Below are 22,759 nucleotides of genomic sequence, written 5' to 3' on the forward strand. Positions count from 1 at the left end.
GGCACGGGGGGACGGTGGACGGCGGCAGGCGGCAGACGCGCGACCGACAAGGCGCGGGCCGAAGTGGCGACAGGGGGCGCGGGGGCGGCAGACGCCGCGCGACCGACAAGACGCAGGCCGAAGCTGCGGCAAGGCGCGGCGCCCTCTGCCCCCCACTCCCTGCAAACATGATTCAAACGATCATGGACAAAAAGCGACGGTTTCTCCGGTTTTTCGGCTTGAAGGGGCCCTCCGCTTGCGCGCTGCGGCCGATGTTCGAACAAAACTCCTGGTCGAAGGCGAGGGCGGTTTCTCTATTCCCAAATAGGAATAGAGAAACCGTTCGTTTTTGTCCAGAGCTTGCTGATGCCTCTGCTGAACCAAGATTGACGCGAACTCATGCTTGCTAGATTTTGATTTCATCTATGTTAAACCAAGACTGGCACGAGCTCGCGTTCGACCAATATCGAGCCGGGCTTCCCTTGGCCGGGCGCTTCGGAAGGCCCTCCCCCGCCCGACGGGCGGGCCTTCCGAAGCGCTGACGGAACCTCGCTCGGCGACCCAGCCCAGCCTCTGTCGATCCTGGTTTGGCGTAGAGCGACCAACTCCACCGTTAAACCAAGATTGAAGCGAACCCGCGTTCGCCGAATCGTCCCCCGAAGCCCCCGATCGGGTGCTTCGGGGATCTCGCTTGCCGACTGGGACCTCCAAAGCGATGGCAGAGCCTTGCGCGACGAGCCGGCCCGGCCTCTGTCAATCTTGGTTTAACAGCGGACGACCAACGATGTAGCACAAAATCACGGTTAAGAACGATTTATCACTTCCGAAAACGCTGTCGATTGGAGAAACCCCAGGTGGCTCTTTCCCGTGCCCCGAAAAAATCGTTCTTAACCGTGATTTTGTGCTGACAGGGCTTCCTGCCTCTGTTAAACCAAGATTGACAGAGGCCGGGCCGGCCCAACGGGCAAGGCCCCGCCGGCACCGCAGGAAGCCCCACCCGTCGGACTGGTGGGGGCCTTCCGAAACCCCGACCAGAGCAAGCCCGGATCAAGGATCGGCAAACGTAAGTTCGTGTCAATCCTGGTTTAACGGAGACGGCTTCCTCCCCCTCTGTGTCGAACCGCCGTTGGCAGAGGCCGGACCACGCGCAAAGACTCACCGACGCCGTGCAAGCGCACCCACCAGGAAGCCGTCCTGCCCGTCCTCATCGCAAGCGCGCCCACAGAAAGCCGTCCCCGTTGCTGCGCTCGCCCCTGCCCGTCCCCATCGCAAACGCGAACGGCAAGGCCACAACGCCTTTCAGTCTTCCACCCTGGCGGCGATCATCGGCTATAATGGGCTTTCATCGCCGACACGCAACCGGAAAGGGAGGCCATGGAGAGCATCGCCACAGGGGTGTCGAACCTCCTCGCGTCCCTCGACGTCGACGCAGCGCGGGAGCTGCGCATCGCCCTGAACAACCAGCGGTTCAAAGACGCCGTCATGGGCGCATGGGCCGACAACCCCGACGCCGCCCTTTACGTGCTCGCCCACACGAACAGCCTGTACGTGGAAAAGGACACCGCGCCGCGCAAAGGTCGCGACAAAGACCGGGACCACATCGTGCTGGGCGTCTACCTCGACGACTCGCTCGCGCGCTCGGAGATCAACGCCCGCCGCGAGTTGCTCAGGCTCACGCTCGCGCAACAGGGCATGCACGTCGACGAGGTGCGCGATCTCATCGCCACATTCGACATGAAGGACCGCCACCTCTATCCCGACGCCCTCGAACGCCTTGCCAGCCTGTTCGGCACGCCGGAGCCAGGTGGCTCGCTGCGCGGACGCCCGAACGCGCGCCCCTCGGACGGGGCGAGCGCCGACCAATCCGAACTGCTCGAAACCCTCAAGCGCGCGTTCTGCCTATCGTTTCAAAACCTCGAGCACGCCTGGGCGGTGCTCGAGAAGATCGAGGGCGCGGCGCTCGCCGAGGTGAGCTTCAGCAAGAACGCCTCCCACAGCACGCAGCGCTACCGCTGCCACCTCTACGTGGCCGAAGGGGACATCGAGGGCATGAGCGCGATCATCGGCCGGTCCGGCGAAACGATCATCTCCCGCGCGAGGCCGCTCGGCCTCCCCATCCGCGAGATCGCCGTGCATCGAAGCCCCGAGACGCTCAGCGGCCGCAAGGCCTTTCCGCGCTCAGGCCGCCCCGAAGCCCTCAAAGACCTCGACTTGCACGAGCTCCGCTCCGAATCGGCCCGCATCGCCGCCGAGGTGCGCCGCAAGGTGCGGGACGGTAGATAGGCGCGCAGAGCCGGGCCGGAACCGAAGCCGGGCGCGGAGGCCGGAGTGGAGACGGGACATCGCACAGGCGGCCAAGGTCGCCGAACGGGACCCAGGACCAGGGTCGAAGCCGGGAGCAGAGCCGGGGCCAAGGCCGGAGTCGGAGCCGGGGCCAAGGCCGGGACCAAAGCCGGAACCGAAATCAGAACCGGAGCCAAGGCCGGAACCGGAGTCGGAGCCAAAGCCGGAGTCGGAGCCAAGGCCGGAACCGGAACCGCAATCCGCGCCTCCAACCCGCCATGCGGGATTTCGCCGCGTCCGCTGTTAAACCAGAATTGACACGAACACGCGTTTGCCAAATTGTTCCCTGAAGCCCACCGATCGGATGCTTCAGGGGGAGGGGTTCCCGCTTGCCGGCTGGAACCTCCAAAGCGATGGCGGAGCCTTGCTCGGCGGGCCGACCTGGCCTATGTCAATCCTGGTTTAACAGCGGATCGCCGCGAAAATGGCCACCAAACCGAGTTCTGGCACGGATTGTCCCCCTCGGGCGCGCATCCGAAACTCGCGACCTGGCCTTTTGCCGGAAGCGGCTTCCGCGGGGGCTCCCGAACGCCGCCTTTTCGTGCCAGAACGGGGTTTCGTGGCCATTTTCGGACCGATTTCGCGCACGATGGGCTGAACGCGAGCTTACGGCGAGCGCCTTGACAAGCCAGCCGGTGTCCGGCGGCGAGCCGCTCGGTCCGAAAGCCGGCATCCGGCGGCAGACGGGCTGGAGCGCTTCAGCAGGAAAGCCAGATGGCCGCAACCTTCCAGCACGGAGATTCGAGCCCCGCCGCCGAACCGCGATTCGCACGGCCCGCAATGCCGTAGTCCAAGCCCGAGCCCAAAAGCCCGTACGAACAGGCGGCACCGAATCTGCCAAGCGCCCTCTGTCGATCCCAGCTTGTCGGACAGCCTCGCTAGCCCTAATGCGACGACGGAACGGAGAAAGGCGCCTCCCGAGCGGAAGATGCAGTCGCGCCTATCCCGATTTGGCAACGGAACACGAGCCCTTCGCCAAGCAAAAGCGGCGCACCCTCGCCCGATAAGAGGCATTCTTCCACAACGCAATCCGCGGGAGAGCGTCGAAAGCCCGTCGCACCGAAAGGCTTCTCGAAAGGGAATGGAGCGGGAACGCCGCACAAAGGCAACCAAACATGCGTTGATGGCGGTTTGGGGAACGCATCTTCACGTCGAACCGCTACCAGCCTCCGTTGAATCACCGCGGCAGAGGCCAGGTCGGCCCGCCGGGCAAAGCCCCGCAGGTGCCTCGGAAGCCCCAGCCCGTCGGGTGGGGCCTTACGGGGCGCCTGGCCAGAGGGGCTCGGCTCGGGATCAGGCGAGCGTGAGTTCGTGCCAATCCTGGCTTCGCCTACATCAGTTACCGCATGCGGCGCGTTTCGGGAGGGTCCTCCGACCCATGCGTGATCGGCCCGAAATCCGGAGGTACCCGGGCGACCGAAGGGGCACCCGGCCCTCGGACACGGTGCGCCTTTCCGGAAGCCGAGATCGCGAAGCCTCCGATACGCCCCAACGCTACGCAAACGGCAAGGAGATCGCGTCCGCGGGGCAACGCGCAAAAGCACCCCTCAGCACCCGTCACGCGCCGATCGCGCAACCCCGAACAGAAGTGCAAGCTGGCACGCCTCGACGGATAGAGCGAGAAGGCCGGAGCATCGCACGCAAAACGACGCGCGGCGGGCGAATGGAAACGGGATGTGGTTTCGAGCCGTTGCGATGCAAAGAGACCTTGCAGGTATCGTATACGCGGTATCCTATAGCTTGAAACGCTCCCTATCGACCGCGCACTGCTCGGAAGTGCGCCACTCAGGAGAGAACATGAACGCCACCTTTGCCGGCGACACACGCCAACCTGCTCGCGAGAGCAACATCGCCGCCATCGTCTCGTACTTCGAGCAGGGCATCAAGCCCGTCGGCGGTCCGGGCGAGCTGGGCATCGAGCTTGAGCACATCCTCGTGCACGACGATATGAGCCCCGTATCCTACAGCGAGGAGCACGGGGTGGCCTGGTTGCTCGACCAGCTGAAGGAGGAGTACCCCGCGCTCACGCGCGACGCGCAGGGCGACCTTCTGGGCGTCGCGCGGCCCGGAGAGGCCGTCACCATCGAGCCCGCCGCCCAGCTGGAACTGTCCGCCGGACCGTTCGTCGATCTGGACCGCGCGCGCAAGGTGTTCGAAGCCTTCGAAAGCCGCATCGGATCTTTGCTCGCACCCGTGGGCGAGCGCATGCTTGCAACAGGATACCATCCCACGGCCGCGGCGCGCTCGCTCGAGCTCATCCCGAAACGCCGCTACCAGTTCATGGATCTGTACCTGGGCAAGAAGGACGCGCACGGCCCTTGCATGATGCGCGGAAGCGCCTCGACGCAGGTGTCGATCGATTACACGAGCACGCAAGACTGCCTGAGGAAGCTCCGGCTGGCGTTCGCGCTCGTGCCCATCCTGTCGCTCATATGCGACAACTCTCCCGTGTTCGAAGGGGTGCCCCGCACCCATGAGCTCGTGCGCACCGAGATATGGAAGCACGTGGACAACGACCGATGCGGCCTCGTGCCCGACGTGTTCGAGCCCTCGTTCGATCTGAGGCGCTACGCCGAATACATCCTGGACACCGTCGCCATCCTCGTTCCCTGCGACAAGGAGCAGTGGTGCTATTCCGAGCGCACGTTCGGCGACATCTACGCGAACCGCACCATGAGCCGCGCGGAAGTGGAGCACGCGCTGTCGATGTTCTTCACGGACGTGCGCTTGAAGACCTACATCGAGATCAGACCGGCCGACGCCCTGCCCATCCCGTACGCCATCGCTTACGCGGCGCTCGTCAGAGGGCTGTTCTACAGCCCCGCAAGCCTCGACGCCCTCGACGCGCTGCTCTCCGACGTGCGCGCGGCCGACTACGAATCGGCCAAGGTCGCACTCATGGAGGGCGGCTATCGCGCCGAGGTGTACGGACGGCCCGTCGCCGAGCTGTGCGACGCCGTGATGAACATCGCCGAGCGAGGGCTCGGAGAAGGCGATCGGGCCCACCTCGAACCGCTCGCCCGCCTCGTGGCCGATCGCACGACGCTTGCGACCTTGGCCGAGCGCGATCGGGAGGGCGGGGCCCGATGAGCAACGAGAACCGCATGGTGAAAGTGGCGTACCGCGGCTACTTCGACGATGGGGCGACGTTCATCGACCAGCGCGAGCAGCCGATCGAGTTCCCCTGCGTGGAGGGCTGGATGCCTCCTGCGTTCATCGAGACGGTGCGCGACATGTCCGTGGGCGAGACGAGGACCGTGCGCGTCGCAGCGAACGAGGCGTACGAAGAGCGCACCGAGGAGCGCGTGATCTCCGTGGAGCGCTCGAAGATCCCCGCTGGGACGCGGCTTGTCGTCGGCGAGATGGCGAACCTCGAGCAGCCCGACGGCCAAACCTTTCCGGCTCGGCTTGTGGAGCTCACCGATGAGCATGCGGTGTTCGACATGAACCACGAGGCCATCTGCAAGTCGCTCAACTTCGAGATGACGCTGCTCGACGTGAGCGACCTCCCCGCCCGCTAACGCGCCCAATCCAACCCCGTCCCCAAGCAGCTGCACGGCACGGAAGATTCGCCCGCCCCGCAGGCTTTCAGCCCAAGCGGGCTTTCCGCGCGCGACGCCCGCTTTTCGTCCGGCATGCGGACCACCCCGCCTTGCACACGGGATCCGGCAGCGCAGGAGGCGGCGGGCGCGACCGCGCACGGCCTCTGCGCACGGCGGCGAACTTGTGGCGACTTGGAGCAGGTTGCGCGGCGCGATCATGGGCATCAAACCGCTCGGGTAGACTGAAAGCGTCGATTTCCAAGCGAAAGGGAACCCCCTATGAGCAACGAAGGCAAGAAGGTCAAGGTCCACTACACCGGGACGCTCGACGACGGCACCACGTTCGACTCCTCGGTCGAGCGGGGCGAGCCCATTGAATTCACCTGCATGGCCGGCCAGATGATCCCCGGCTTCGACGCGGCCGTGAAGGACATGGCCGTGGGCGAGACGAAGACCGTGCGCATCCCCGCCGCCGAAGCCTACGGCGAGCGCGACGAGGGCAAGGTGCAGCAGGTGCCGATCTCCCAGATCCCCAACGGCGACCAGCTTCCTGCCGGACAGACGGTCTACATGATGGGTCCGGGAGGCCAGCCCTTCCCCGTGTTCGTGAAGTCCATCGAGAACGGCATCGCGACGTTCGACATGAACCACGAGCTTGCGGGCAAGGCCCTCACGTTCGAGATCACGCTGGTGGAAGCCGCCGACTGACGACCCAGACCGACAGCGAGGCGAATGCCCGGAGGCGAGGCGCGTGCGGCGCCTCGCCTTTTTCTTGTCCCGGATCACGCCGCACGCCCTCTCGACGCGAGCGCCAGGAAACGCTCCCAAAACTCGCCCGCCGCCGCATCGTTCAGCACAGAGACGCGGCGGGCAAGCGCTTCGCGCCGCTCTTCGTCGAACCGGTCGGGCAGCTCAAGTCCGAACGCCCGCGCGCGCACGGCACGATCAGCTCGCACGGTGGCACCGACCGGCACGAACGCGCTCGCGCGCGCCCCTTCGCCATCCCCCGCGCCGCCGCCGTCGCCGCCGCGCTCCCCATCCGACGCATCCGCGTCAAGCTCCAACTCGGCCTTCCTGCGAGATTGGCGCGCGAGAACCCGGTCGTGTTCGAACCCGAAAAACGTCATCTCCCAAAACGCGCTCGCGAGCGCCTCGTACCGCTCGCTAAGGCACCATGGACCGCCAAGCCATACCCGATACGCAAGCGATTCCTCCCATGGCGCAAGCGCGTAACGGCGCTCCTCTGCGAACGCGCAGTGCGCCCGACCCGACGCGCGCGCCGCCCTTTCGGCAGGAGGGGCGATCGCGCGCCGAGCCTCCTCGGCGTCGTCGAGGAGCGCGAGCGACGCGACGATGCGCCGTTCGATCAGCCTCGAATCGGCATGGAGCGCGAACCGCTCTCTTGGCAGGAGCACCGACGAACGGCTGGGGCATTCAACCGGCAGGGCGCGCATCGCCGCGAGCGCCCTCGCAAGCCGCCTTTTCATCGCCTTGCGGCGCTTGGGCACGGCCGCAGCCGCCTCCGCTTGCAGGTGGCCCTCCATGATGGCGCGGACGAGCAACTTCTCGTCGCAGCAGATCAGAAGTTCTTGGAGCGTGGGCAACCGCTCGAAGGGCACGTTATCGCGCGCCCAGAAGTCAGAGGCGCACATGACCCGCCTCCTCCACGAGAGCCAAAGCATCCTCGCAGCTCACAGCTGCGATGCAGCGCAGCGGCCTCCCCTCGCACAACCCGGCAGGGTCGCGCGGCTCAAGCGAGACGAGCTCTTGGGCGACCGCAGCCGCCCGACGCGCCCCTTCCGGCGAGTCAAGGGAGCACAACGGCAGCACCTCGATGACGACAAGGGCCTCCGCATGAGGGCAGAGCGCGATAGCGGGAAACGATTCGGACATAGTGCGACACCTCTTCGCAAGCGTTCCAAGGGCTTGAGAGGATCTTGCAAGCGTGGTACGGGCGACGCGGAACACCGTCGCCATCTATGGGCTGCCCGCATGGCCGAAGCGGGAATCAGCGCTTGCACTGGCTCTTTCGTTCGCGATCAGTATAGCACAAAACAAGAACGTTTGTTTGTATTTTTATTCAAAAAGTCCGAGTTTTTCGACAAGCTCGTCCCTCGAATGCACGTCGAGCTTGCGGTACACGTGCCTGATGTGGGTTTTGGCCGTGCCGTTCGCGATGAACAGCTCGCGTTCGATGGATCCCACCGTTTTGTGCTGCGCGAGCAGAAGCAGCACCTCCTCCTCCCGCGGCGAGAGGCCGTGCTGCTTCGCAAGCTCGCTGCAGCGGCTCGCAAGCTCCTGCCGCTTCACCACCGCCGTGTTCGCCGGCGTGCCGTCCCCGCCGAAAAACGCCACGCCCCAGCGGCTTGACAGCTCCCGCTCCGAGAACAGGATCATCGTGGCGGCCACCACCATGACGATGACGAGCCCGCTCACCATGGCATCAGACCCCATCAGCCCGAATTCGGGCGAGCCGAGCAACGCCTCGGTCTGCCGACCAAGCACGGTGAACAGCGCCCGCACGCCGCGCTCGATGCCGAACAGCCACACGGCCGACATGCCGTAGCGGTAGCACAGGTTCGCCATGATGAGCATGATGAGGATGGAGAACGCCGTGTACGAGGCGCTTGTGCAGAAGTCGGAGACGGCCTGGCCGAACGCCCCCACGTTGGGAATGATGAGGAATGCGGCCACCATGAGCGGCAACGCGATGCGGTAGACAATGCCGAAGTCGAACTTGCCGCCGCGCGCGATGACGCCCACGAACACGATGGCGGCCACCGCGAGCGTGCCGAACGCGGAGTGGGGCCCGAACGTCGATTGGTACATCGACGACTCCTTGAGCCCGTATGCGAACGCGTAGATGGCCATGAGCAGGACGATCTTCCAAGGAAAGGAGAACTTCACGGGATGCGCCGCAGGCAGCTCGTCGGGCGGCAGCGCTCGGAAGCCGGCCGCCACCGCAGCGAGCGTGACGACGGGCAGCACCGCCACCGCGATGCCGAGCCATTCGACCGAAAGCCCTCGGCACACGTAGATGATCGCCGCCGCCACGATCATAGACGCCGAGTAGTACAGCGCCACGCGGAACGGATTGAGGCATCCGTACAGCTCCGACCATAAAAGGATGACGACCGCGATGCCCGCCCCGCCCAGCGGCACCGCCGCCACCGCGAGCACGTCGGCCCCTGCGGGAACCGCGATGGACGCGAACATGCAGCAGGTGGACGCCACGAGCGCGACGCCCGCGCAGACGTACAGCGGCGTGCGCGAGAAATACGGCCCGGTCCGCTTCGCGAGGGCGGCGCAGACGAGCATCGTGGCGATCATCACGAGATCGAACGCGTCGTGGCCGGCCACATCGGCCGCCGGAAACGACACGAACGACCCCACGAACACGATCTCGATCCACGCGCGGTACACGCCAAGGCCGAGGAACGCGAGCGGAATGGCCGGCATCCACGGGAAAAGCGGGCCGGGGGGCTTCGGACGCTCGCCAACGTCGCGGCGAGCCTCGGGGGCCGGATCGCGGTCTTCAGCGGACGCCGGAAGCTTGACCGAGCCGGCAGACGATGCGGACTTGGCAGCGCCGGCAGATGCCGCACGGGCAGAAGCGACCGCCTCGTCACCGGCGGTATGCGATGGCGTTTCCCTCATGCGAAACGGCTCCTCCTCGATCGTTTCCAGCTCGTTCATTGTACCCGAACGAAAACGCCGCGCAAGGCCGCCCTCTCCCGCCGCGTCGCATCGGGATTTCGTTTCACCTGATCAATGATAGGGTTATACCGAAGGATGATGCAAATCATCCTTGTTTCGACGCCCATGGACGAAAGACAGAGAGACGCCGCCGCGCTAAGGTTGGCCTCGAGGGAAAGTACCGAAACCAAGGAGGATCCCATGACCAACCGTATCGACCGCACCAACGCAAGCGGCATCAGCCGTCGCGACCTGTTCAAGTTCGGCACCGTCGCAGTCGCCGGCGTGGTGGGCGCAGGAGCGCTTGCCTCGTGCGCTCCGCAGACGAGCGGAACCGGCGCCAGCGACAACGGCGCAACCACTGGAGAGGCGGGCACGGCGGCAGGGCATCTGCGCGAAGGGTTGCCGAGCTTCCTTGTGAAGCCCGAGCCCATCACCGATATCAAGGAGACGAAGGACTTCGACGTGGTGGTGGTGGGCGCCGGCGCCTCGGGCGTTCCGGCGGCTCTCTCGGCGCTCGAGGCCGGCGCGAGCGTAGCGCTTCTTCAGAAGGAGAACCAGGCCATCAGCCAGGGCAACTCCGGCAGCGGCATCGACCTGGCCACGAGCGACCCTGCGGACGTCGCGAACCTCGTCTCGCAGCTTATCGCCGACAGCCAGCACCGTGCGAACCGCGCGCTCGTGGAGCTGTGGGCCCAGAACTCCGGCGAGGCCGTGAAGTGGGTCATCGAGAAGTCTGCCGAAAGCGGCGCGCCCGTCATCGACCAAGGCAACCAACAGCACATCCCGCTCATCACCAAGAAGGGCTACACGATGAACTTCATCACGTCGTTCTTCGGCCCGAAGCCCCTCACCACCGGCGATGGCATGCGCGCGCTGGCCGAGACGGCCGCGAAGGAAGGCGTCGAGATCTTCTACTCCACGCCCGCCGAGCAGCTCGTGCAGGACGATTCCGGCAAGGTGACCGGCGTCATCGCCAAAGGCGAGGGCGGCTACATCCAGTTCAATGCGGCCAAGGGCGTCATCATGGCCACGGGCGACTACCAAAACGACACCGACATGCTCTACTACTACCAGCCCGACATGACCAACCTCGAGCCCAAGCAGACGAACAAGACCGGCGACGGCCACAAGATGGTGGTGTGGGCCGGCGGCAAGATCGAGGACCTCGCGCACACCAAGATGCTCCACGACTTCGACGCGGGCCCGTCCTCGATGTGCGACATGCCGTTTTTGTCCGTGAAGAACTCCACCGGCAAGCGCTTCGTGAACGAGACGGTGGAGATGTCGCTCATGAACTGCTACCTGCGCTCGGCTGAAGACGCCGGCCACTACTGCCAGATATTCGACAGCACCTACATGGAGGACGCCGCCGACTGGGCCGGCAAGCTCGTGGATCCCGAAGCGCTCAAGGTGTACATGCCGGAAGAGGACGTGGAGCGCGAAGGCGTCTTCGAGGGCCAGATTAACACGTACAAAGCCGACACGCTCGAGGAGCTTGCCGAAAAGCTGGAGATCGCCGACGTGGACGCGTTCGTGGAAACGGTGGAGCGCTACAACGAGCTGTGCGCCGCCGGCGCGGACGAGGATTTCGGCAAGCCGGCGCAGTACCTGGTGCCGGTCGACACCCCGCCCTACTACGGCATCCATCGCCATGTGCGCATGAGCGCCATCTGCTCGGGCGTGGAGGTGAACGAGAACCACGAATGCCTCACGCCCGAAGGCGAGGTCATCGAGGGCTTGTACGCCATCGGCAACTGCTCGGGACGCTTCTACGGCGGCATCGACTACCCGCTCACCGTGTTCGGCCTGTCGCTGGGCCGCTGCTACACCGAAGGCTACGTGATCGGCCGCATGGTGGCGCAGAAATAGCGACGACCCCTCCCTCCCTGGAAAGCGCCCGGCGCAGTTCGACGCGTCGGGCGCTTTCGCGTGCAGGGCGATCGCGATTCGATTCGCTTACGCTACCAGGACAGCAGCTCGTAGCCGTTTTCGGTGACGGTCAGCTGGACCTCCCATTGGGCGGTGTCGCTGCCGTCGGCGGTGCGCACGGTCCAGCCGTTCGGGTCGCTCATGTCGATCTCCTGAGCGCCGGCGTTCACCATGGGTTCGATGGTGAACGTGAGCCCCGGCGCGAGCACCATGCCCGTGCCGGCCTGGGCCACGTGGCTCACGAACGGATCCTCGTGGAAATCGAGGCCGATGCCGTGGCCGCCGAATTCGCGCACCACGGTGAACCCGCACGACTGGGCATAGGCGTTCACCGCCGCGCCCACATCCCCCAAAAAGCCCCAGGGCTTCACGGCGGCGAGGCCCGCTTCCATGGCGCGCTTCGTCTCCTCCACAAGGCGGCGGCGCTCCGGCGACACCTCGCCGATGCAGAACATGCGCGAGGAGTCCGAGTAGTAGCCGTCGAGGATGGTGGAGCAGTCCACGTTCACGATGTCGCCCTCGCGCAGCACGTCGGCCTCGGAGGGGATGCCGTGGCACACGACCTCGTTCACGGACGTGCACACGCTCTTCGGATAGCCTTCGTACCCGAGGTCGGCCGGAATGCCGCCGCGCTCCACCGTGTAGTCGTGAACCCAACGGTCGACCTGCTCGGTGGTGACGCCGGGGCCGATGCGCTCGGCCACGTAGTCGAGCACGCCGATGTTGATGACGGCGCTGCGCTTGATGCCCGCGATGTCGGCCGAGGTCTTGAGCAGCGCGCGATCGGGAACCTCAAAGCCCTGGTCGTAGAGGCTTTGCAGGCGCTCGTCGATATCGAGGTGACACTTCTTGTACTTCTTGCCGCTGCCGCACCAGCACGCGTCGTTGCGGCCCGGTTGCTGTTTTCCGTCGTACATGCGCTCTTCCTTTCGCTCGCGGGGTATTGTACCCCTTGCGAGGCGTTGCGAGCGGCGCGTTTCGGCACTTTCGACGGGGATTCGGGGGATTCTGCGAGACGGGAGGAGAGGAGCGAGAGCAGAAGGAGGCCGGAGGGCGACGGACGAAGCGGGGTCACCGGAGGAGCGGGGAGTGCCGGAAGGGCTGAAACCCAAAGAACCTCTAAAGGACCAGAGTGCGGAAAATCGGTAACGAATTATTCGGAAAATCGGTAATGACTTGCTCGGAAAATCGGTAATGGCTACAATAAGCCCGGCGGAAAGGAAAGCCCATGCCCCTCAAAAGCGCCTCTGCATCCGTACGGCCGGAAGGATACCTGCCGCGCACCGTCGACACGCTCGTCGAGCGCTACCTGCGCATTTTCGGCGCCGTGGAGATAACCGGCACCAAATGGTGCGGCAAAACATGGACGGCGCTCGAACACGCTGCCAGCGTGAGCTACGTAGACGCGTCGCTAGCTTTGGCGAAAGACGACCCAGCGGCAATGCTCTTGGGAGAGAAGCCCCATGTCATCGACGAATGGCAGCTAGCGCCCGCTCTGTGGGACACCGTGCGCCATGAGGTCGATCGCACACGGGGCCTACGGGGCGCTTGGATACTCACCGGATCCTCCACCCCCTTGCCCGCGGGCGGCGAGAACGGAAGCGACCTTCCCAGCCACAGCGGTGCGGGCAGGATCGGAAGGATCCGCATGCACCCCATGTCGCTGCAGGAAAGCGGGGATTCCCTTGGCAGCGTGTCGCTTTCCGGCCTGTTCCAAGGAGAGTTCGAAGCCTCTCAGGTTCAAACCAACGCCGCTACCCTCGTGAACCTGGCGTGCCGAGGCGGCTGGCCCGAGGCCATCGATCTTGAAGCCGAAGACGCCCAGCTCATCGCCCGAGAGTACTTGCGGATGCTCCGTACGGAAAGCGTCCCGCGCCACGGCAAGGATCCCGAAACGGCTCGCAGGCTCCTGTTTTCGCTCGCGCGGACCCTCGGACAGGCGGCGACGTACCGAACCCTCATCGCCGACATGGCGGACCGCTCGGCCGAAGACGAAGGCATCACCGAGAAGACCCTCGCCTCCTACCTGGACCTGCTGCGACGCCTGTACCTTTTGGAGGAATTGCCCGGATGGGCTCCCCCCGCCCGCTCTCCGAAGCGGACGGCCGTAAAGCCCAAGCGCTATCTGACCGACCCGTCCCTTGCCGTGGCGGCGCTCGCGATGTCTCCCGAGGCGCTCATGAATGATTGGCAGACGTTCGGGATGGTGTTCGAGAACCTCGTGGTGCGCGATCTGTCCGTGTACGCGCGAGCGCTCGAATGCGCTTCCGACATCCCGCTGCGCTACTATCGGGACGATTCCGGGCTGGAGGCCGACGTCGTCGTGGAACTCGCCGACGGACGCTGGGCGGCGTTCGAGGTCAAGACGAGCGAGGCGAGGGCGGCAGAGGGCGTCGCGAGCCTCCGAAGGCTGCGGGAGAAGATCGCCGGCAACAAGCTCGCGAGGACAAGGCCGCCCGAGTTCATGGCCGTCATCACCGGCGTGTCAGAGTACGCGCGCAAGGTGGAGGAGGGATTGTACGTCATACCCATCACGGCGTTAGGGGCTTGAAGGAGGGAGCTCGCGACGGAAGCAGCGCGCCCGACGCGGCACCCCGTCACGGTTGGCCCTGCCGGTACTTCAAGCCCCTGCCCGCGCCGCTCGTCGTCACGAGGCCCGCCGCGACGAGCTCTTTGAGGATGCCGCCCAGCTTCGATCTGCTGAAGTTCACACGGGCATGCAGCTCGCCGCTCGCCATGGGGCGAACCGGGCTCAGTAAATCATAAACAAGCTGCTGATCGGGAGACAGACCAAGATCGGCCTTCAAAACAGGCAGGGTCACCGCAATGGAGTTCTCGCGAATGGAAAACCGGGGCTTGCTGGCGCTCTGCGCATAGGCGGCCTTTATCCGAAGGATGCCCGTGCCAAACGCCTCGACGAGGCCCAACCGGTAGAAGACGTTCGCCAAGATGGGGTTCCTCCTGATGGAGATCATGCCGGACAGGTACTCCTCCTCAGAAATACCTGCCGGAAGCCCTCCGGGAGACACCACCTCGATGCGATCGTCGAACATGGAGACGCGTATTCGGGCGGCGACATCCCATGTCCTGTGAACGATGGCGTTCGCGACCGCCTCGCGATACGCCTCCTTCGGCACCGTCTCAACAAGCCGGCGTGTCGTCCCGGACACCTCTTCGTAGCAATAGAGGTCCTCGAATACCTGCACCGCCTCGTCGAGCTCGGCCAAAACCGACTTCCCCTCGCTCGTCACCCTCCGAAGCACCACATTGATGCTTTCGCCAAACCGGGCGATATCGATCCCTGGAAGCCCACCCTCGTCAGCCAGGATCGTCGCCGCATTGTTGTAACGCCCCTCGACCGACAGAAGCCCGAGGACCTTAAGCACATCGTCATCGAACGCTTCCAGCCTGAGCTTCTCCCGCATGGCGTTCCCGAGGTGCCCGAAAGAAAGATTCTGGTTATCGGCAGGCAGCTGCTCGAAATCGATGTTTCGCCCCTCGAGAACGAGGCGGGTCAACTCGACCGCATCAACCTCGACAGTAGAGCTATCGCTTCTTTTGTATGCCTTCGATTCATAGAGGTAAGGCTTGAACCGACCCGCCTCCACCTTGAGGTCGATGACGGAATCCGCTTCGCGCACCTCTAAGGAATACTCAGGCCGGGGATACAGGCAGTCGTTGATTTTGTTCTCGATATCGAGGCATTTCCCCAACGGATCGTCCAGACCCACGGCTTCGCCCTCGTCACTCACACCGAACAGGATCGATCCACCACCATAGTTGGCGAAAGCCGATACCGTTTTCAAGAACGAATTTGAAATGTCTTCCTTGAACTCAAGCGTCTTGCCTTCCCGCACTGTCAACCTCCCACTAAAGTTACGCGTAAAATTACGCGCAAACGATACGCGGTCGCAATGCAAAAACAGGAACGAAATCGAATACCGCCCCAAATACAGCAGCTTCAGGCTCCGCTATCCGCAATGCCAACGCAAGCTATCTCCCATTCCTCAGCCCGTACAGCAACCGTAGAACGGACTTCGGCAGCGCACGCCTGATCTTCGCATTCCTCCCTTGATCCACAGGCAACAACCGTTCGAAGACCTCCCCGTAGTCCCCGGCCTCCAGCGCGCGCTCGATTCTGGCGGCCACGCGCTCGTCCTCGGCGGAACGTCTTGTCGGGTGCCTGAGGTTCACCTGCTCGGCAACCACATCGTCCAACCGGGCATCGCTCCAAGAGCAAACTCCGCTATCTGCAATGCGATCCTCGAAAAAACGGACGGCTTTCGGCGTATTGAGGAGCACAGCAGACACGCCTCGGGGATCGTAGGCCCCAGGCATACGCTTTCGCACTCCCCAAAAATCCCCGATGGTGATGTCGCCAACGCGCTCGGTCGTGCAAAACGGGCACTTGTAGCAGCCCTTGCGGTAGATCACGCCCCTCGAGAAGGCGTGATAATACGGATCGTCCCCAGCACCGCCGGACACCTCGTGTAGAACACCATCTCGATAGTAGTAGTAATAATAGCGGTAGAGGCCCCAGCCGAACTCTTTCGTCCTGAACCGGAAACCGTGAATCCCGTCGTCAGCGCCGTGCCGATCGGCCAGCCAATCGAGATAGACGGCGAACAGCTTCCGGGAGGGCGTCCCGTGGCATATAAGGTCGCAGGTAAGCAGCCTTTCCTTCTGCTCGTGCTCCAAGCCGCTCGATTCAACCCGCGCCCTCAATCCATGGATCTGGCACGGCAAACCCGAGTAGAGAACCTCTCGACCCTGTCCCAAAACCTTGATGCATTCCGCGAAGGTACCGCCCACATGCCCCTGGGCGTACTTCGAGCCCTGCAGTCGATGAAGCTCGTCGATCGATTCGACGGAAACGTGTCGCACGGAGCCATCCTCCGCAAGCGCAGCGCCGAACACAACCCCGCCGCGCCGCAGAACCTCTCTCGCCAGCACTGCGAACGCCCCGCCCGATGCGGATATCTCAAGGCTCGCAACGTCGCCGTCGGTCAAGGCCACGACCTTGCGGGGGCTATGCCTCTCGATCATCACGCGCCTCCTCCCACAACTCACTCAGAAACAATGTCCACCACAGCTTTTAGGGAACCGAACAGAAACCTTTCGGATTCGTCTCGAAGCCGACCAAGCCTCTTCTCAACCGCAGCGCGATCCCACGAAACAACATCCCTGCGATTTTCAACCTTTTCGGTTTTTACCCCGCAAAGCTCAAACAGGGAATCTATACGCGTCGATTGCCCCCGGTTATGCTCGTAGTTCCTATCGAACACCGAAAAGTCTTTCTCAAAAAGCAGTGAAAAAGCGGCTCCATGAAAAGAGTCAGTACACACGTACGAGGCTCCGCTCAATGCACTCACGAAATCAAGCGGCCCCACCGTTTGGGGAACCTCCCCGGCAGGAGCCCTATCGCCAAACCAAAGAACAGACAAACCCAACGCACGACTCAGCGCCTTCACACGACCGATCGCTCCCGCCTCGTCGCTTAAAAAGTAGCATGCTATATAATCTCCCTCTTGATGAGGCGCAACGGATTCCCAAAAACTCTTCCCAACCAACAGCACCGGGTCCAAGACAACAGGAACATCCAACCCTGCCGCATCCCTAGCAATGCGCGCTCCCGACAATTCGCGAACCGAAACGTAAGCGAACTCCCGGAGATACTTTTCCAACAGCCGCCTATTCCAACGTGGCACGATCGAGGTCCCAAAACTCGGGGCATAGGCAACTCGTTTTCCAGCCGAGGTGAATCGCAGAAAAAACCTCCAGTTCAAACCCGGCACCGCAAGTGACCAAACTTGATCGCTGCCGCAAACAAGGGCATCGTAGGCAGATTTTTCCGTATAATCATCCACGGAATACTTTATATTCTCCCCATAGAACACGTCGAAACGCTCGCGCTTCTCTTTGCTGGGAACAGCACCCCCTTTGGCCCTTTCGAGTTTCAAAGCAGCAGATGGTGCATGCAAGGCCCCCATCAAACGATTGAGCACGACACGGCGCTGCACCCTGACGTTCCAAGGTTTCCCCATATCCAGATAATCAATCAACCTAGAATCGTATCCCCGGCCCGCAATCGCCTCTTGCAGCGCGTAAGCTTGGAGGGCAGATCCGTAGTTGTAGTTCTTGATATAGGTGACGATTCCGATTTTCTTCACGCAAACCTCCTCGGCAGATCGCTTAAAGAAGCCGCCTCCAACAGCCTGCCGCACACAAACGAGGGGACACAATCGGGGTTCGCTTTCGCTGCCGTCTCGTACGAAACGCTTCTGACTTTTGACCAAATAACGAACAGGGCGATACGGTGAGCGTTTTGAACCGCATTTTCGCTTTTAGCCCCCACGCAAAGACCGAGGGGGTATTTGCGAAGATAGGCTAGATTGGCATCGGATTCTCCATGGTAAATATGAACGATGGGCTTGCCCGCCGCCATATAGCCAAAAATCTTGCTTGAAAGCTGCCTTCCATTCACCTCCCCAACCGAAAGGAGGCAGTCTGCTTTTGCATAAGCGTTCTCCAGTTCGATGCCGGAGAGCCATGGAAGAATGGTAATCGCACCGTCCGCATCCCCTTCCGCTCCCAAACGCTCACCGCATGTATCGGACGTATGAACATCAAGGCGAAGAGACGACACGATCTTCATAATCTCTAGCATATAGTCCAGATTCACCGCTTTATTGAGCGTTCCTGCAAACAACAACCCCCCCCCCACTGATTCGAGCAACGCAGACAAAACCGTCTCGGGCAATTCATCGACGAACAACTTCGACACTCGCTCAAACGAAAGTTCTGCCCCTTTCGTGCGCGAGAGGAACTCAACCAAACGACTCGCACTCTCTTCCACCGGATCGCCCTCGCACAGACACAGCGCCAAAGGATACGAGGATAACTCGCGCGAGACATCATCGCCCCGAGCTGAAGCAATATGCACGATGGGTTTTCCGTACGCCATGTATTCGTATATCTTGCTGACTTTCTGTCTTGCATCCCGATTGCCCACCGACAAGAGCCATGAGGCGTTCCCGTAGATATCGGGAATGCGCTCCGAAGGGACAGCGTCCAGAAGCATCACATCCCCATCATCCAAATACCCATCGAACCAATGCTCCGCAGACGACTTGTTGGGAACGTAAAAATCGGCGCGGCTCAATACAGAGCCAGTCTCAATCGCCTTGGAAATAACTCTCAAAGCATATTCGGGATCCCTGATGCCAGGAGCGAAGGCTCCAGCATATACAAGAACGCTCGACCCATTGTGCGCTTCCGACGTATGCTTCGATCTTGTTTTGGGCCTGACAAGAAGAGGATGCTCAACATGGCGGAGCTTTTCTTGATAGTCCTCGTGATACCGAGCCACATGCGATTCCCAAGTGATATTCAAAACGGCATCCGAATGCTTGAGCATTTTGCGCTCCAATGCAAGGTTGGCCTTCTCTTTCTTGGAACGAACCGACTCCTTGGCATACAGCGTTGCCGATGCGGCAAATTGATCAAAAAGATACGGCACCAACTTGACATTCGGATGGGTAATCTTATAACGCACCGACGCCTCAATCGCCTCATAAGGCATGCAGGTGGGTACGAGCAGATCGGGAGTAAAACCCAAATCCTCCAATGCGGCAAGATAAGCGCGAACAAGACCCTCTTCCAAAGCATTCTTCCTCACAATCAGCCGTACATGACGAGCAATTTGGGTAAACAACCTCCCCATTTTCGCAACAGCACTACCAGCTGCGATGCGCGCATCAGAGCGATACCTCAATTTCATGGCGTAAGTGGCGACGCGCACAATTCGTTGCGCATCAATCACTTCGGAAGAAGGCTGGCTGTCATTTTGCCGGAAACATACCACTGTCACCTCATGATCGACCACCAAGCATTCTGCAATATTGCGCATGCAGTTTCCTACCGCAGAGCAACGAGGTAGATAGTTTCCGACCAGAATCACAACCCTCACGCTTTAACCGCTCCTTTCGCTTCTCTGCGACCCATCAGCAGAAAGAAGGCGAATCCCGATGCGCCAATTATCGTCAACGCAACACATTCTCCCCACCCGTCCAAGACCGCCGTTGCCGCAAAGAAGCCTACACACGCAACCACTTCAGCAACAAGAGACGATACGCTCTCGATGGAAAGCCTTTTGCGCAACCCCCATTCGGACAACCAAGCGCGCCCCAGCATAGTTGCAGCAGTGACGAAAGCCACCCACCACACGTCATGAGTGAAGAAATACGATACGCCAGCCAATAGGCCCACGAGAGCAACGCTACTCAAGTTGACTCTCAAAAGATCCCGCTCCATTCGTAAAGCCTTGTAATATGTATTGCACAAAAGCTGCATACGAACTTGGCCCACAACCGCCAAAAACAAGAGGGCAAGATAAGCGAGAAGAGGTTCGTACCGAGGAAAGACACAGGAAACAAAAAATGCTACGGGCCAATACGCGAGTAATCCCAAAGAGGAGACAGTACCCGACGCAGCAGACACCTTGCCAAAGAAGGGCCGAAGCGACCCCTTATCCATACGCTTGAGGTTCGGATAGATCACCAACGCGCATGCGCCCACAAAGGTTAGCACTAAATTCGTTACCGATATTCCCAGCGAATAATAGGCGTAATCGGCCGTCTGCCCAAATATCTCAACGACAAACCGCCCCGCGCCAACAGCCAACATGCCCGCCAAATTGGCAACCAATAGACTAAAACCTATCTTCACCTCGCCAAGATAGGCTTTGAAGCCTAAACCACACCCGTCAGATACACCGAACAAGACATCCCTGCAGGAAAAAACAAGCGCTAATGCGACTGCCGCCTTTGCAAGAAAATCGCAAATTATGAAGATGCGATAATCGGGAATTGCGAAAGCCACCACCGCAAGTATTAAGACCAGCATCAACACTTTGTCGAATGCGGAATAAAGGCTATATTGCTTGATCTGGTTGGTAACCTGCAGAAGATACAACAGAAGTCCCGACATCCCGACAACCGCTATATCGGCGGCAACAAAAAACATAGCGAACGATTTCGGGCCCTCGAGAAAGCACAGCGAGCAAATGCCGAGCACAACGCTGAAAGCGACAAGAACAAAAAAGTAAATCCTGTTTGAAGCCCTCAGCTCCCGAAACGGCAGCCTATCCCAATCGCAACCGCCAAAGCGCAGGTAAACACCGTCGCTATAGCCCAAAGCAAAGACACCCACAAAACCCGAATACAAAACATAGACCTGCCAAAATGCAAAACCATCGACAGAAAGGATCTTGGGAATAACGAGGGCTTTGACCAAACTTGCGACAAGAACCACTACCTGCGCAAGAACAACCTGTGCAAAACTACGCCGCATAAAGCTTTCTGGGGCAATCCACGAAAACCCTTACCGCCTATCTACCAAAAAAGATTCTCCGTCAATTCCGTCACAATCACCAAATCCCACACACCCGCTTGCACGATAAGCGCATTCGCCCCAACCCAGAGAACAAACATTGCCTTCTCGAGTTTTGCATTCATGCCTCTCGACTCTGCAGGGCGCTCGAACAAGACGATCGTAAAAAACAAATACACCATCGGTAGCATAGACCGGATCAACCTATAGAAATTCTGAACGCTCAATGGAAGCAGGGCCAGGTATGGAACCAAAAGAAAGCGAGCCTTCATCGAAAACTCGACAAACTGAGTTCGCCTGTCGCAACAACCTTCCTCCGACGCGAAAGCGGGACCCAGGATTGCCTTCCTTTCTTTCTTCTTTCTCCGAGACGAAATCGACCAGAACAGAAGCATGATCAGTGCGAAAACCGCCCAGTATTGCAAATATCCAAACCGCGCAGACGCTTCAAAATACACCTCGAATTTGCTCGCATCAACAAAATAGGACGCAAGAGGTGCTAGCAATCCCGAATATACACCGAAAAGAAATGCGAAAGCGATGGCCAAATTCAAGACCATGCACTTTCTCTCATCGAGCGCTGTCGTCAAAAACAGTAAATATAGGGCGCATGCCGTATGGATAGATATCCCAACGCATGCAAACACGACGAAAAGTAGAGTTCCAAATCTACGCTTTTCTATCAGGAATATCAACCCAAAAATCGCAATAGAGCTGGCCAAGAAAAAGCGGAATTGAACAATATCATAGAAAAAGGGACAGATTATATACATCACCAATACAAAAGCAACGTATCCTGTATACCTATTTATAAAAGCAAATACACACAATAATCCGATGATGCTCAGAATCATGCGAAACTGCAAGTACGAAAGGCCTATCGTATGAGCAGCGGCGATTAAAAGTTGATAGCCGAATGTCTGACCCGCTCCTGCAATCTGAACTGAGTAATTCTCGAACACGAACTCACTACCGTCGTAGTCGTCGTTGTATGTATTGCAACCCATCAAAATCCACATGACAACGAGGACGATGAAAGCGACGACCTTTGAGTTGCGCTTGATCAAACCAGCGGCAATCGATGCCGCAGTCAGCAAAAACCCCATCATCCAGCTATTTCCTCGCTCATCGCCGAAAAAAGCGCATCGACATCGTCCGGCGCGAAATAACGAACCCTCTCATATTCCCCGATCGTTTCATGAGCGTATTCAAGATCCGACGCAATGATCGGCAGAGAGTACTCTTTCGCTTCGCTCAAAGGCAAACCCCATGACTCCAGTTTTGAGGGAAACAACAAACAGCTGGCCGAAGCATACATATGCGCGATTTCTTCTTTTTCCATCCAGCCGGCAAACTCAATAGGCAGGGATTCTAATCTGCATTGTTCTCGAAGGCGCTCAGAGAGCGCGTTCTCTGTTCCATCGAGTGTAAAAACAACTTTAAATCCGCCAACCTTTTGCGACTTGAGCAAACGGCAAGCATCGACAACCACTTGGTGGTTCTTGAAGGGCTCAGCAGACGCAGGGTATACAAAGGTAAAAACCGAGGTTTTAAGTCTACGAGACCGAGCGACGATCTCTTCGCCTACCGACTCAACGGATATCCTTGAAGATTCAACACCGCAACGCTCCGACAAGCGACGCGCCAGCCAATGCGTTTGAACTACCACCCCATCGGCCTTACGGCATGAATCCACAATAAGTCTACCAACAATATTCTGATATACCCACATTTTGGGGGAATCCCGCAAAGGTACCGTCAAGAATCTTGCGCACTTTTCCGACAGCCTCATAAGCCCGCCGTCCGGTGCGGCTACCCCTCCAGCAGAGTCACGTCCAGATAGCGCCTCGAGCCCCACTCGCTCTCGGCCACGTACT

The 22,759-nt window shown here is 60.6% G+C and carries 17 protein-coding genes; 6 read left to right on the forward strand and 11 right to left on the reverse strand.

Annotated elements, in window-relative coordinates; translation table 11 throughout:
- Window positions 1-1,353: 1,353 nt before the first annotated feature.
- The 4 genes from C2L80_RS08560 to C2L80_RS08580 all read left to right on the forward strand — a co-directional run bounded on the left by C2L80_RS08560 (window position 1,354) and on the right by C2L80_RS08580 (window position 6,572).
- Window positions 1,354-2,262, forward strand: a complete 909-nt coding sequence (locus tag C2L80_RS08560; RefSeq protein ID WP_103263019.1) for a hypothetical protein — start codon at window positions 1,354-1,356, stop codon at window positions 2,260-2,262.
- A 1,857-nt stretch (window positions 2,263-4,119) separates the two neighbouring features.
- On the forward strand, window positions 4,120-5,412 hold the full coding sequence (locus C2L80_RS08570; RefSeq protein ID WP_103263020.1) for a glutamate-cysteine ligase family protein: 1,293 nt from the start codon (window positions 4,120-4,122) through the stop codon (window positions 5,410-5,412).
- A complete protein-coding gene (locus tag C2L80_RS08575; RefSeq protein ID WP_087198256.1) occupies window positions 5,409-5,843 on the forward strand; it encodes an FKBP-type peptidyl-prolyl cis-trans isomerase in 435 nt (144 codons plus the stop codon). The genes C2L80_RS08570 and C2L80_RS08575 overlap by 4 nt, the downstream gene beginning before the upstream one ends.
- Before the next feature lie 300 nt (window positions 5,844-6,143).
- Window positions 6,144-6,572 carry an FKBP-type peptidyl-prolyl cis-trans isomerase gene (locus tag C2L80_RS08580; RefSeq protein ID WP_092197537.1) on the forward strand — a complete coding sequence of 143 codons (429 nt, stop codon included), beginning with the start codon at window positions 6,144-6,146 and terminating at the stop codon, window positions 6,570-6,572.
- Window positions 6,573-6,646: 74 nt separating this feature from the next.
- Here C2L80_RS08580 and C2L80_RS08585 read toward each other — a convergent pair whose 3' ends face one another.
- The 3 genes from C2L80_RS08585 to C2L80_RS08595 form a co-directional block, all read right to left on the reverse strand.
- Window positions 6,647-7,516 (reverse strand): hypothetical protein, encoded by an 870-nt coding sequence (locus C2L80_RS08585; protein ID WP_092197539.1) that lies wholly within the window; start codon window positions 7,514-7,516, stop codon window positions 6,647-6,649.
- On the reverse strand, window positions 7,503-7,757 hold the full coding sequence (locus tag C2L80_RS08590) for a hypothetical protein (RefSeq protein ID WP_103263021.1): 255 nt from the start codon (window positions 7,755-7,757) through the stop codon (window positions 7,503-7,505). The genes C2L80_RS08585 and C2L80_RS08590 overlap by 14 nt, the downstream gene beginning before the upstream one ends.
- A 183-nt stretch (window positions 7,758-7,940) precedes the next feature.
- Entirely contained in the window at window positions 7,941-9,521 is a 1,581-nt protein-coding gene (locus tag C2L80_RS08595; protein ID WP_103263030.1) for a helix-turn-helix transcriptional regulator, read from the reverse strand.
- Between the two features lie 240 nt (window positions 9,522-9,761).
- Here C2L80_RS08595 and C2L80_RS08600 point away from each other — a divergent pair, with 240 nt between their 5' ends.
- Entirely contained in the window at window positions 9,762-11,432 is a 1,671-nt protein-coding gene (locus C2L80_RS08600; protein WP_103263022.1) for an FAD-dependent oxidoreductase, read from the forward strand.
- 92 nt (window positions 11,433-11,524) lie between these two features.
- On the opposite strand, the gene C2L80_RS08605 is transcribed toward C2L80_RS08600, so the two are convergent.
- Window positions 11,525-12,409: a methionyl aminopeptidase gene (locus tag C2L80_RS08605; RefSeq protein WP_087198246.1), complete on the reverse strand. Its 885-nt coding sequence runs from the start codon at window positions 12,407-12,409 to the stop codon at window positions 11,525-11,527.
- Between the two features lie 311 nt (window positions 12,410-12,720).
- On the opposite strand from C2L80_RS08605, the gene C2L80_RS08610 reads away from it, so the two are divergent.
- Window positions 12,721-14,043 (forward strand): ATP-binding protein, encoded by a 1,323-nt coding sequence (locus C2L80_RS08610; RefSeq protein ID WP_103263023.1) that lies wholly within the window; start codon window positions 12,721-12,723, stop codon window positions 14,041-14,043.
- Between the two features lie 46 nt (window positions 14,044-14,089).
- Here C2L80_RS08610 and C2L80_RS08615 read toward each other — a convergent pair whose 3' ends face one another.
- The 7 genes from C2L80_RS08615 to C2L80_RS08640 form a co-directional block, all read right to left on the reverse strand.
- The gene (locus C2L80_RS08615; RefSeq protein ID WP_103263024.1) at window positions 14,090-15,349 is read right to left on the reverse strand and encodes an ATP-binding protein; all 1,260 of its coding nucleotides are present in this window, start codon (window positions 15,347-15,349) and stop codon (window positions 14,090-14,092) included.
- A gap of 136 nt (window positions 15,350-15,485) precedes the next feature.
- Window positions 15,486-16,538, reverse strand: a complete 1,053-nt coding sequence (locus tag C2L80_RS08620; protein ID WP_103263025.1) for a Coenzyme F420 hydrogenase/dehydrogenase, beta subunit C-terminal domain — start codon at window positions 16,536-16,538, stop codon at window positions 15,486-15,488.
- 20 nt (window positions 16,539-16,558) lie between these two features.
- Window positions 16,559-17,662 (reverse strand): polysaccharide pyruvyl transferase family protein, encoded by a 1,104-nt coding sequence (locus C2L80_RS08625; RefSeq protein WP_157941045.1) that lies wholly within the window; start codon window positions 17,660-17,662, stop codon window positions 16,559-16,561.
- Window positions 17,659-19,401: a glycosyltransferase family protein gene (locus C2L80_RS13895; RefSeq protein ID WP_157941046.1), complete on the reverse strand. Its 1,743-nt coding sequence runs from the start codon at window positions 19,399-19,401 to the stop codon at window positions 17,659-17,661. Before C2L80_RS13895 ends, C2L80_RS08625 begins: the two co-directional genes overlap by 4 nt.
- Window positions 19,402-19,457: 56 nt before the next feature.
- Window positions 19,458-20,843: a polysaccharide biosynthesis protein gene (locus C2L80_RS08630; RefSeq protein ID WP_103263027.1), complete on the reverse strand. Its 1,386-nt coding sequence runs from the start codon at window positions 20,841-20,843 to the stop codon at window positions 19,458-19,460.
- Window positions 20,844-20,884: 41 nt separating this feature from the next.
- On the reverse strand, window positions 20,885-21,991 hold the full coding sequence (locus C2L80_RS08635; RefSeq protein WP_103263028.1) for an EpsG family protein: 1,107 nt from the start codon (window positions 21,989-21,991) through the stop codon (window positions 20,885-20,887).
- Window positions 21,988-22,759: glycosyltransferase (locus C2L80_RS08640; protein WP_204600562.1), on the reverse strand; the 772-nt coding region annotated here is incomplete at its 5' end. The genes C2L80_RS08635 and C2L80_RS08640, both read right to left, overlap by 4 nt.

This window comes from Rubneribacter badeniensis (genome assembly GCF_002899695.1).
Classification (GTDB): Bacteria; Actinomycetota; Coriobacteriia; order Coriobacteriales; family Eggerthellaceae; genus Rubneribacter; species Rubneribacter badeniensis.

Bases quoted from the DNA above. Each gene is read 5' to 3' on its own strand.
- C2L80_RS08560 (WP_103263019.1), top strand. From the start codon at position 1,354: ATGGAGAGCATCGCCACAGGGGTGTCGAACCTCCTCGCGTCCCTCGAC.
- C2L80_RS08570 (WP_103263020.1), top strand. From the start codon at position 4,120: ATGAACGCCACCTTTGCCGGCGACACACGCCAACCTGCTCGCGAGAGC.
- C2L80_RS08575 (WP_087198256.1), top strand. From the start codon at position 5,409: ATGAGCAACGAGAACCGCATGGTGAAAGTGGCGTACCGCGGCTACTTC.
- C2L80_RS08580 (WP_092197537.1), top strand. From the start codon at position 6,144: ATGAGCAACGAAGGCAAGAAGGTCAAGGTCCACTACACCGGGACGCTC.
- C2L80_RS08585 (WP_092197539.1), bottom strand. From the start codon at position 7,516: ATGTGCGCCTCTGACTTCTGGGCGCGCGATAACGTGCCCTTCGAGCGG.
- C2L80_RS08590 (WP_103263021.1), bottom strand. From the start codon at position 7,757: ATGTCCGAATCGTTTCCCGCTATCGCGCTCTGCCCTCATGCGGAGGCC.
- C2L80_RS08595 (WP_103263030.1), bottom strand. From the start codon at position 9,521: ATGAGGGAAACGCCATCGCATACCGCCGGTGACGAGGCGGTCGCTTCT.
- C2L80_RS08600 (WP_103263022.1), top strand. From the start codon at position 9,762: ATGACCAACCGTATCGACCGCACCAACGCAAGCGGCATCAGCCGTCGC.
- C2L80_RS08605 (WP_087198246.1), bottom strand. From the start codon at position 12,409: ATGTACGACGGAAAACAGCAACCGGGCCGCAACGACGCGTGCTGGTGC.
- C2L80_RS08610 (WP_103263023.1), top strand. From the start codon at position 12,721: ATGCCCCTCAAAAGCGCCTCTGCATCCGTACGGCCGGAAGGATACCTG.
- C2L80_RS08620 (WP_103263025.1), bottom strand. From the start codon at position 16,538: ATGATCGAGAGGCATAGCCCCCGCAAGGTCGTGGCCTTGACCGACGGC.
- C2L80_RS13895 (WP_157941046.1), bottom strand. From the start codon at position 19,401: ATGCGCAATATTGCAGAATGCTTGGTGGTCGATCATGAGGTGACAGTG.
- C2L80_RS08630 (WP_103263027.1), bottom strand. From the start codon at position 20,843: ATGCGGCGTAGTTTTGCACAGGTTGTTCTTGCGCAGGTAGTGGTTCTT.
- C2L80_RS08635 (WP_103263028.1), bottom strand. From the start codon at position 21,991: ATGATGGGGTTTTTGCTGACTGCGGCATCGATTGCCGCTGGTTTGATC.